The sequence below is a fragment of the Shinella sp. M31 genome (assembly GCF_049199205.1).
GTDB lineage: Bacteria > Pseudomonadota > Alphaproteobacteria > Rhizobiales > Rhizobiaceae > Shinella.
The window spans coordinates 3766-11710 of the sequence record NZ_JBLZPH010000157.1 but is presented as its reverse complement, the minus strand read 5'-3'; the positions used below and the strand labels follow the sequence as shown (position 1 = coordinate 11710).

Annotated in this window: 8 protein-coding genes and 1 pseudogene; 5 read left to right on the top strand and 4 right to left on the bottom strand. The window is 62.9% G+C overall.

What is annotated here, in order from left to right; translation table 11 throughout:
• The 4 genes and pseudogenes from ACOZKU_RS25615 to ACOZKU_RS25600 all read left to right on the top strand — a co-directional run.
• Positions 1-568: pseudogene (locus ACOZKU_RS25615) on the top strand (heme biosynthesis protein HemY); the annotation flags it as partial.
• Positions 569-606: 38 nt separating this feature from the next.
• The gene (locus ACOZKU_RS25610; RefSeq protein ID WP_421581274.1) at positions 607-1095 is read left to right on the top strand and encodes a TerB family tellurite resistance protein; all 489 of its coding nucleotides are present in this window, start codon (positions 607-609) and stop codon (positions 1093-1095) included.
• 3 nt (positions 1096-1098) lie between these two features.
• Entirely contained in the window at positions 1099-1815 is a 717-nt protein-coding gene (locus ACOZKU_RS25605; RefSeq protein WP_421581273.1) for a glutamine amidotransferase, read from the top strand.
• 99 nt (positions 1816-1914) lie between these two features.
• A complete protein-coding gene (locus ACOZKU_RS25600; protein WP_314089682.1) occupies positions 1915-2205 on the top strand; it encodes a YggT family protein in 291 nt (96 codons plus the stop codon).
• An 84-nt stretch (positions 2206-2289) separates the two neighbouring features.
• On the opposite strand, the gene ppa is transcribed toward ACOZKU_RS25600, so the two are convergent.
• The gene (ppa, locus tag ACOZKU_RS25595) at positions 2290-2823 is read right to left on the bottom strand and encodes an inorganic diphosphatase (protein WP_314089684.1); all 534 of its coding nucleotides are present in this window, start codon (positions 2821-2823) and stop codon (positions 2290-2292) included.
• Positions 2824-2947: 124 nt separating this feature from the next.
• Between ppa and ACOZKU_RS25590 the strand changes: the two genes are divergently transcribed.
• Complete coding sequence (locus tag ACOZKU_RS25590; RefSeq protein ID WP_421581272.1) at positions 2948-3562, top strand: hypothetical protein; 615 nt, start codon at positions 2948-2950, stop codon at positions 3560-3562.
• A gap of 3 nt (positions 3563-3565) precedes the next feature.
• On the opposite strand, the gene ACOZKU_RS25585 is transcribed toward ACOZKU_RS25590, so the two are convergent.
• The 3 genes from ACOZKU_RS25585 to ACOZKU_RS25575 form a co-directional block, all read right to left on the bottom strand.
• Complete coding sequence (locus ACOZKU_RS25585; protein WP_421581271.1) at positions 3566-4072, bottom strand: GNAT family N-acetyltransferase; 507 nt, start codon at positions 4070-4072, stop codon at positions 3566-3568.
• 206 nt (positions 4073-4278) lie between these two features.
• Positions 4279-6105 carry a translational GTPase TypA gene (gene typA / locus ACOZKU_RS25580; protein WP_117371267.1) on the bottom strand — a complete coding sequence of 609 codons (1827 nt, stop codon included), beginning with the start codon at positions 6103-6105 and terminating at the stop codon, positions 4279-4281.
• 134 nt (positions 6106-6239) lie between these two features.
• On the bottom strand, positions 6240-7802 hold the full coding sequence (locus ACOZKU_RS25575) for an alkaline phosphatase D family protein (protein ID WP_421581270.1): 1563 nt from the start codon (positions 7800-7802) through the stop codon (positions 6240-6242).
• Positions 7803-7945: the final 143 nt, after the last annotated feature.

Sequence of the window (7945 nt, the reverse complement as noted above, 5' to 3'; positions counted from 1 at the left end):
TTTCGCGCTCGCCCGCAGCAAGGCCGAGGCGGCCGCCCGCCTTGCACCGCGCGAAAGCGCCTTCCTGCTGCTGGCCGATATCGAGGATGCCGAGACCGGCGACCAGGGCCGCATCCGCCATTGGATGAACCAGGCGCTGAAAGCCCCGCGCGATCCGGCCTGGACGGCCGACGGCATCACAGCACCGGAATGGCGCGCCGTCTCGCCCGTCACCGGCCGTCTCGACGCCTTCGAATGGAAGACGCCGGTCAGTGCGCTGGAAGGCCCCGTCGAGGAGGGCTCGGCGGATGCCGTCGACGAGGCGATCCGCACCCTGCCGCCGCTCGCCATCGAACAGAAGCCGGCCGTTAAGGTGGAAGAGGTCGTGAGGGTCGAGAAGGCGCCTGTCGAAAAACCCGTCGTGGTGACCGCCGTCGTCGAGAACACGCCCGTGGTCGTGGAAAAGGCCAAGGAGGAGGCATCGGTGCAGGAGGAGGAACGCCCGTTCTTCGGCCTGCCGGATGATCCCGGTGTGAAGGAAGGCGCTGCCGTCAAACGGGACGGCACGAGCGGTTTCCGCTTATTCTGATTGTTCTGGGGCTTGAGGGAACGGGGCTGAGATCATCGATGTTCGAACGCTTGCAGCAATTTCTGGCGAGCCTTTCCGGCGGCGACAGCAAACCGGCCTTCGCCGCCGACGATCCGCGGGTCGCGGTCATGGCGCTCTGCATCCAGGTGATGGAGGCGGACGGCCAGGTGCTGGATATCGAAAAGAAGGCGCTGCGCGACCATTTCCAGGATCTCTATAGCGTCGATGCTGCGGAAATGGATGCGCTGGTCGATGCCGGCGCCAGCGCGGAAAGCGAAGCGATCGATTTCTTTCACTTCACGTCCGAGCTGAAGCGCCAGCTTTCCGAGGACCAACGTGTCGCCCTGATCGGCCTGCTCTGGGAGATCGTCTATGCCGATGGCGAGCGCAGCGAGATGGAGGACCATGCCATCTGGCGCATCGCGGACCTGCTCGGCGTGTCGGGACGCGAGCGCATCATGAAGCGACAGGAAGTGGCCGAGCGGGTGGGAGCCCCGGCAGCACAAAAGGAGCCGGACGAGGCCTGAGCCATGCTCGATTTCCCACGCAAGCCGCGCAGCAAGCGTCCCGTCCTCATCGTGCTGCACCAGGAGAGCTCCAGCCCCGGCCGTGTCGGGCAGATTCTGCAGCAGATGGGCCATGCGCTCGACATCCGCCGCCCCGTGCTTGGTGATCCCCTGCCGGAAACACTCGCCCACCATGCCGGCGCCGTCGTCTTCGGCGGGCCGATGAGCGCCAATGACGACGAAGCCTATGTGCGCGACGAGATCGACTGGCTGAACGTGCCCCTGAAGGAGGACCGGCCCTTCCTCGGCATCTGCCTCGGCGCGCAGATGCTGGTAAAGAACCTCGGCGGCAGTGTCTTTGGCCACACCGAGGGCTGGACGGAGATCGGCTGGTATCCGCTTACTGCGACCGATGCCGGCGCGGCGCTGATGCCCTGGCCCGACATGGTCTACCAGTTCCACCGCGAGGGCTTCGACCTGCCCTCCGGCGCGACGCTGCTCGCCACCGGCCATCACTATGAAAACCAGGCTTTCCGCTATGGCGACAATGCCTGGGGCATTCAGTTCCATGGCGAACTGACACTCGCCATGATGCATCGCTGGGTCGTGCGCGGTGCGCATCGCTTCGAACTGCCAGGCGCGCAGAACGGCCGCCTGCATCTCGACGGACGCCTGCTGCACGATGCGGCGCTGCGGATCTGGATGACGTCCTTCCTCGATCGTATTTTTCACGAAGCCTGAGCTACAGCATTAAACATGTTGCCGCACCACCAGGCACGTGGCCTTGCTGGCGGGCCTTGCAATGGCTACATGTCGGGACGAAACCAATTGGAGACGTCAATGATAGCGGTCATCAACACCCTATTGTTCATCATCAGCATCGCATGGTTCCTGGTCATCGCCTCGGCGATCTTCTCCTGGCTCTATGCCTTCAATGTCATCAACGCGAACAATCAGGTGATCGCGACCATCGGCCGCTCGCTCTACCAGTTGACCGAGCCGATCTATCGCCCGATCCGCCGTATCCTGCCGAATTTCGGCGGCGTCGATCTGTCGCCGCTTGTCGTGCTGGTCATCCTGTTCTTCCTCGAACAGGTCATCCGCACGGTTCTGGCGCCCGCGGTTCTCTGACAATCGCTTCGACAACAAAAAAACCCTCCGGATCGCTGGCGACCCGGAGGGTTTTGTTTTTGAGATCCGAAAACGCGCCTGCGCTTACTTCGAGACGTTGTAGCGCTCGACGGCTTCCAGAATCATCTTCTTGGCCGTGCCGACATCCTGCCAGCCGGCGATCTTCACCCACTTGCCGGGCTCCAGATCCTTGTAATGCGTGAAGAAGTGCTCGATCTGCTTCAGCGTGATTTCCGGCAGGTCGGTGTAGTTTTCGACCTTGTCGTAGCGGCGCGTCAGCTTCGGCACCGGCACGGCGATGATCTTCTCGTCCTTGCCGCCGTCGTCTTCCATGACCAGCACGCCGATCGGGCGCACATTGATCACGCAGCCCGGAACGAGCGGACGGGTGTTGGCGATGAGAACGTCGATCGGGTCGCCGTCTTCCGACAGCGTGTGCGGTACGAAACCGTAATTGCCCGGGTAAGTCATCGGCGTATAGAGGAAGCGATCGACGATGAGCGCGCCGGCTTCCTTGTCCATCTCGTACTTGATCGGGTGGCCGCCGACCGGCACCTCGACAATGACGTTCACGTCTTCAGGCGGGTTCTTGCCAACGGAAATCGCATCGATACGCATGGGGGCTCCCTCAGTGAGATGCAGTGATTTTCGGGCTTCCTAAAGCGAATCCCGCTGCGGCGCAACATGACTTTCGAATAGACCGGCCGGATCTGCCGTCTTCCTTGCAACCGGAGGATTTTTCATGCGCCTGACGCCGCTTCTGCTTTCCGTTTCCCTTGCCGTATCGATGGCCGTCGCCGCCAGGGCCAACGAGAGCGTCTATACAGACCGCGACCTCGACGCCTGCAAGACCATTTCGGAGGAAGAGGAAGGCGGAAGCGTCGACCTGCTCTGCAGCGGCTACAGGGACTTTACCGTTTATTTCAAGGAAGGCGACCTCCGGCAGAGCATCGCCTATGGCCCGGTCAGCGACGCCTATATCGCCAAGGCCTTCGAAACCTTCGGGCCGTTCAATCACACCGGCGCCAAGATCGAATGGCGGCTGGGCACCGGCGGCACGCCTGTCGCCACCATCGTGCGCTGGTTCGTCGCCGATCCCGAAACGACAGGCGAAGCGGACGCGCGCTATGGCCAGGTTCTCGTCGTCTCCACGGTGGCGACGAAGGACAATCCGACGAGCTGCGTCGCCGGCTATGTCGATGCGCTTGAGAACAAGGATGCCAACACGCTCGCCCGCGCGGTGGCGGATGACGAAGCGGCCAGCTTTGCCTGCGGCGTAAACGAGCCGCAATGGCACGGCAAACGGGGAAAACTTGCGGGAGAACCGTCGCGCACCCTGCCGGGTGCCGTGGAATAAGCCTCAGGGCCAGACGAAACCGATCTTCTTCAGTTCCTTGTCGCCGAAATTCTCCATGCCCTCGGCAATGTCGCGGCCGCCGGCGGAGCGGAAGAAGCGGTCGGCATGCTCGCTATCCTCGAGGCACCAGGCGATCATGCCGTTGCAGCCGAGCGACTTCAAAAGCCGCTGCGCCTCGCCGAACAGCAGCCGGCCAAGACCGATGCCCTGATATTCCGGACGCAGATAGAGTTCGTAGATCTCGCCTTCCTGGGGCAGCGCGCGGGCGCGGTTGAGGCCGAGCGTGGCATAGCCGGCCACCGTGCCGGCGACATCGAGCACCAGGAGCGTCGCGGGGCCGCGCGTCGCCTTGCGCCACCAGGTCTCGTTGCGGCGATCGACCATCTGGTTGAGCGGGATATGCGGAATGAGGCCGCCATAGGCCTGCAGCCACGACACCCGATGCGTCTCGGATATCGCGCGCGCGTCCTGCGGCTCGGCGCGCCGCACATCGATCGACAGTGTTTTCATAACACCACTCTTATTCCCGCACCGATTCCACCGGAATCCCGCGCCCATACGAAGGCCTCCCTTGCCCACAGGCGTGTTCCGGATGGCACGCGGAAAAGTTAACGCTTTTTTAACAAACGTCACAAGCCGTAAAACGATGGCACACACATGAAAAACCCCGGCCTTGCGACCGGGGTTCATATTTGTCCCGTTTCGGGAAGAGGCGCTTAGGCCGCGCCGGCAGCCCGCTGCTTTTCGAATCGCTTGCGATCGTTGGCGTCGAGGAACATCTTGCGCAGACGGATCGACTTCGGCGTCACTTCCATCAGTTCGTCGTCCTGGATCCACGACAGCGCGCGGTCGAGCGTCATGCGGATCGGCGGGGTCAGCTTCACGGCTTCATCCTTGCCGGCGGCGCGGATGTTGGTGAGCTGCTTGCCCTTGAGCACGTTGACCTCGAGGTCGTTGTCGCGCGAGTGGATGCCGATGATCATGCCGGCATAGACCTTCTCGCCCGGCTCGATGATCATCGGGCCGCGGTCTTCCAGGTTGAACATGGCGTAAGCCACGGCTTCGCCCGAACCGTTCGACAGCAGCACGCCGTTGACGCGGCCGCCGATCGCGCCCTTGAAGGGCTGGTAGTCGTGGAACAGGCGGTTCATGATCGCCGTGCCGCGCGTGTCGGTGAGCAGTTCCGACTGGTAGCCGATGAGGCCACGGGTCGGCGCCAGGAACTTCAGGCGGACGCGGTTGCCGCCCGACGGACGCAGTTCCGTCATCTCGGCCTTGCGCTCCGACATCTTCTGCACGACGATGCCCGAATGCTCTTCGTCGACGTCGATGACGACTTCTTCGATCGGTTCCATCGTGGTGCCGTTCTCGTCCTTGTGCATGACGACGCGCGGACGCGATACGGCAAGCTCGAAACCTTCACGGCGCATGGTTTCGATGAGAACGGCGAGCTGAAGTTCACCGCGGCCGGACACGTAGAACGAATCCTTGCCTTCGGCTTCCTCGATCTTCAGCGCGACGTTGCCTTCGGCTTCCTTGAACAGGCGGTCGCGGATGACGCGGCTCGTGACCTTGTCGCCTTCGGTGCCGGCAAGCGGGCTATCGTTGACGATGAAGGACATGGTGACGGTCGGCGGGTCGATCGGCTGCGCGGTCATGGCTTCGGTGACCGAGGGATCGCAGAACGTGTCGGCGACGGTGCCCTTGGAGAGGCCGGCAATGGCGACGATGTCGCCGGCATGGGCCTCGTCGATCGCCGTGCGCTCGATGCCGCGGAAGGCGAGAATCTTCGAGATACGGCCGGTTTCGATCAGCTTGCCATCCTGGCCGAGAACCTTGACCGGCTGGTTGGACTTCAGCGTGCCCGAGGCTATGCGGCCGGTGATGATGCGGCCGAGGAAGGGGTTGGCCTCGAGGATCGTGCCGATCAGGCGGAACGGACCTTCCTCGACGACAGGCTCCGGGACGTGCTTGAGCACGAGATCGAGAAGCGGCGCGAGGCCTTCTTCCTTCGGACCTTCCGGGTTGACGTTCATCCAGCCGTCACGACCCGAGCCGTAGAGGATCGGGAAGTCGAGCTGTTCGTCGGTGGCGTCGAGATTGGCGAAGAGGTCGAAGACTTCGTTGATGACTTCTTCGTGGCGGCCGTCCGGACGGTCGATCTTGTTGATCGCGACGATCGGCTTCAAACCAACTTTAAGTGCCTTGCCGACCACGAACTTGGTCTGCGGCATCGGGCCTTCCGAGCTATCGACGAGAACGATGGCGCCGTCCACCATCGAAAGGATGCGCTCGACTTCGCCGCCGAAGTCGGCGTGGCCGGGGGTGTCGACGATGTTGATGCGAACGCCCTTCCACTCCACCGAGGTCGCCTTGGCGAGAATGGTGATGCCGCGTTCCTTTTCAAGATCGTTGCTATCCATCACGCGCTCGGCAACGCGCTGGTTTTCACGGAAAGAGCCGGACTGCTTGAGAAGCTCGTCGACGAGCGTGGTCTTGCCATGGTCGACGTGCGCGATGATCGCGATATTGCGGAGTGACATGGTATAATCTCTGAGGTTCGGGGCGCGCGCAAAAAGAGGGCGCCGTCTTCAATGGCCGGGCTCTTACATGTTTTTCCGCATTTGCGAAAGGGGCGGACCGCAACTCTGTTATCCGCCCGACGCGCAGCTTGTCATCATGATGAACGCACCGGCGGCAGCACGACACGCCACAGCTCCTGATCCTCGCGGTCCATCAGCCGTACCGTCATCTCCTCGCTCGCACCGTTGATATCGACGAGACCGAAGAATTGCAGACCCGCCGAAGGCGGCAGATTGCTGTCAACGCCGCCGCCGGACGCCTTGATGAAACGCACCTCCGGCCCGAAGGTGCTGTCGAGCGGTTTCGGACCATAGGTACCGGAATGCAGCGGCCCGGAGACGAACTCCCAGAACGGATTGAACTCCTGGAATTTCGCGCGCGACGGGTCGTAGTGGTGGGCGGCGGTGTAATGCACGTCCGCCGTCAGCCAGACGACATTGTGGATGGCATTGTCGCGCATGAAGGAGAGAAGGTCGGCGATCTCCCGCTCGCGCGCCGCCGGCGGGCCATTCAGGCCGTCGGCCACGCCCTCGTAGCCCAGGCTGTTGGCATAGTCGTCCCAGATGACGAGGCCGAGCGGCATGTCGCAGGCGATCACCTTCCAGACGGCCTCAGAGGCCGCGAGTTCGCGCCGCAGCCAATCCGCCTGCCGCCAGCCGAACAGACCGTTCTCCGTGCCGCCCTTGTTGGGGCTGCGATAGGAGCGCAGGTCGACGAAGAACACATCGAGCAGCGGCCCATAGGCGACCTTGCGGAAGATACGGCCAGGTTCGGTTGCGAAATAGCGGATCGGTGTCATCTCGTGGAAAGCGCGCCGGGCGCGCTGCTCGTAGATGCCGATATCCTTTTCCGGATAGCGCCGGTCACCCGTCAGGTCACTCGATTCCGACCAGTTGTTCAAAACCTCGTGGTCGTCCCACTGGAAGAAGGTCGGACACTGGCTGTTGAAGGACAGAAGATGGTCGTCGAGCAGATTGTATTTCCACTGGCCGCGGAATTCATCGAGCGTGCGCGCCACATTGCGCTTTTCGTCGGTAACGATCCGGTTCTTCCAGACGCCGCCGTCGCGCAGCGGGATTTCATCGGGGATCGGTCCGTCGGCATAGACCGTATCGCCAGAATGAATGAAGAAATCCGGCTCGTGGCGCAGCATGGTCGAGTAGGTTCTCATGCCGACATCGTCGATGCCCCAGCCCTGCCCCGCCGTATCGCCCGACCAGACGAAGCGCACCGAGCGCTTGCGCATCGGCGCCGTGCGGAAGCGCCCGACGACGGGCTCGGAGACGAGGTGGCTGGAATAGAAATCGTTTGCGGTGAAGCGGTAGAAGATGTCTTGGTCCGGCAGGAGCCCCTCCAGCATCGCCTTGACCGCATTGTCGGAGGTAACAGTCGCCTTCTGAAGCGGCAGGCGCGTGACGTCGATAAAACTGTCGGTGGTCGAATATTCCAGCGTCACCTCCGCCGGCCGATCGGTGCGCGCCCAGACCATGCCGGAGGAGCAATCGACATCGCCGGATTGCACGCCATGCGAAAAAACCGGACTGCCGTGACGGCGCGCGTAGTAGGGCACCGCCAGCGCCGAGGACGTCGCAAGCGCGCCGGCCCCTGCGGTCAAGAGAAACGAGCGCCGCGTCAGCGTCTCGGGAACAATCGCCATGCCACCTCCGGCCAAGCCCGCGAATCGACGGGCAGACCATCGGTCCGCGACATGTCAGCCCGGTAACGGGAGGATGACGATTCACCCAAGCTTTGGTGACGGGAGGATGACGGGCGGCGCTTCCCGCCCGATGCCGCAGCCCC

Bases quoted from the DNA above. Each gene is read 5' to 3' on its own strand.
- ACOZKU_RS25610 (WP_421581274.1), top strand. From the start codon at position 607: ATGTTCGAACGCTTGCAGCAATTTCTGGCGAGCCTTTCCGGCGGCGAC.
- ACOZKU_RS25605 (WP_421581273.1), top strand. From the start codon at position 1,099: ATGCTCGATTTCCCACGCAAGCCGCGCAGCAAGCGTCCCGTCCTCATC.
- ACOZKU_RS25600 (WP_314089682.1), top strand. From the start codon at position 1,915: ATGATAGCGGTCATCAACACCCTATTGTTCATCATCAGCATCGCATGG.
- ppa (WP_314089684.1), bottom strand. From the start codon at position 2,823: ATGCGTATCGATGCGATTTCCGTTGGCAAGAACCCGCCTGAAGACGTG.
- ACOZKU_RS25590 (WP_421581272.1), top strand. From the start codon at position 2,948: ATGCGCCTGACGCCGCTTCTGCTTTCCGTTTCCCTTGCCGTATCGATG.
- ACOZKU_RS25585 (WP_421581271.1), bottom strand. From the start codon at position 4,072: ATGAAAACACTGTCGATCGATGTGCGGCGCGCCGAGCCGCAGGACGCG.
- typA (WP_117371267.1), bottom strand. From the start codon at position 6,105: ATGTCACTCCGCAATATCGCGATCATCGCGCACGTCGACCATGGCAAG.
- ACOZKU_RS25575 (WP_421581270.1), bottom strand. From the start codon at position 7,802: ATGGCGATTGTTCCCGAGACGCTGACGCGGCGCTCGTTTCTCTTGACC.